Annotated in this window: 2 protein-coding genes; both read right to left on the reverse strand. The window is 53.2% G+C overall.

Annotation, left to right across the window (positions count from 1 at the left end; genetic code table 11):
* Positions 1-114: 114 nt before the first annotated feature.
* A complete protein-coding gene (locus JMV16_RS21145) occupies positions 115-573 on the reverse strand; it encodes a hypothetical protein (RefSeq protein ID WP_201496307.1) in 459 nt (152 codons plus the stop codon).
* A gap of 146 nt (positions 574-719) precedes the next feature.
* Complete coding sequence (locus tag JMV16_RS21150) at positions 720-1256, reverse strand: DUF924 family protein (protein ID WP_201496308.1); 537 nt, start codon at positions 1254-1256, stop codon at positions 720-722.
* Between the last annotated feature and the right edge of the window lie 181 nt (positions 1257-1437).

Raw genomic sequence — 1437 nt, forward strand, 5'->3', positions numbered from 1 at the left:
GCACCTGCGGGTGCTTTACTGCGCCCTCGTCGGCCAACTTATGCTGGCGTTGATGCTCGTCACGCCGGCGCCGCGTTCGTTGCTGGCACCGTCTACGCGCTGAAATTGGGTTGTTCAGAGCGGACTATTTAGTTGTTCCATACAATGTGAGTGTGCTTTATTAGCCAAAACACCGAGTGGCTGAACCAAGTGCTCGGCGAAGATTCGCTCATATCCTTTGACTGAGAAACTCACGTGCTTTCGTCCGTCCCGTATCTCGACTTTTACGTCTGGGGCCTGATTATCAAGGTCAACGTGCGCAAATAACTTGTTTCGAAGGTCAAGAATTTGATCATGTGCGTCAATCAATGCCGAAGGGATGAAGGCATTGCTGATTCGAAGGCCTCGCTTTCCCTTGATTCCATTGTTACTAGAAAATGCCTTCACATAGCAGACAACGGCATCTCTGAATAGTGCTTCTCGAATGTGCTTGTCAGTTACCGTGCTCAAGTATTGGATGGATCTGGCCACGCGCTCCATATCGACGAGCGTCAAGTGGTGTAGGACGTAGAGTTCCTTGGAGGCGTCGTTCATGTGTGGCCTAACGTTCGAGCTAACCGGCCAGCGGAGGCAGGACGCCTTGGCCCGGGCTGAGATAATGTACCGTGTACCTCAGCACGGGCCAAGGTGGCCTGCCGTAGCTGGTCCGGTTGAGCGAGGGGTTAGGCATCACGGTGGTGTCAGAATCGAGAGCCTGGCTCAGTTAGAAACGTGAGTTCCTCAGGCGTTGATTCTCGCCCGAGCACTGTGTTCCGATGAGGATAGCGACCAAAGCGGTCAATGATTTTCTTGTGGCGCAGTTCGAATTCATGGTTGCTTCGTGGGGCATACTTTCGAAATAGTTCTTCCGCTACAAGGTGAATCAGTTTCGACTCGCTGTGCATATACGGCATATAGAGGAAAGTACGTTCCTCTTGCGTAAGCTCATTGTCGGCCTTCGCTGAAACTGCCTCTTGTGCAAGTACCAATGCTAAGGCGTCTGACGCAAAAGCGCGGGGATCATTGCGGAAGATGTTTCTCGAAAACTGATCGAGAACAAGTACTTCAGCTAGACGTCCGCGTGGAGTTGATCTCCACTCGAAGAGTTCCCCGCATGCGGCTTGCTGATGGAGGGCACTGAACCGCTCGGAAATTACTCTATCGAAGCCTGGATCGACCTTCCACCATTGCGCGGGCTCAATCTCGTGGAACCAGAACTGTAGGACTGATTGATACATGGGCCGCCAATCTGGGTATTTGTGATGCCTAGACAGAATGGCTTCGCGAAATCTGGCGGCCCGTCCCCTGCAATGACGTAGGTTGCGCGCCGTTGGCGTGCCGAGCTACACCAATGCACCTGGCCGACAGGCGGTCAGGTCGTTGCGAACTTGCAAGGAGACGGGCCATGAAGGAATCTAG

The sequence above is a fragment of the Rubrivivax sp. A210 genome (genome assembly GCF_904426505.1).
In the GTDB taxonomy this organism is placed as follows: Bacteria; Pseudomonadota; Gammaproteobacteria; order Burkholderiales; family Burkholderiaceae_C; genus Rubrivivax.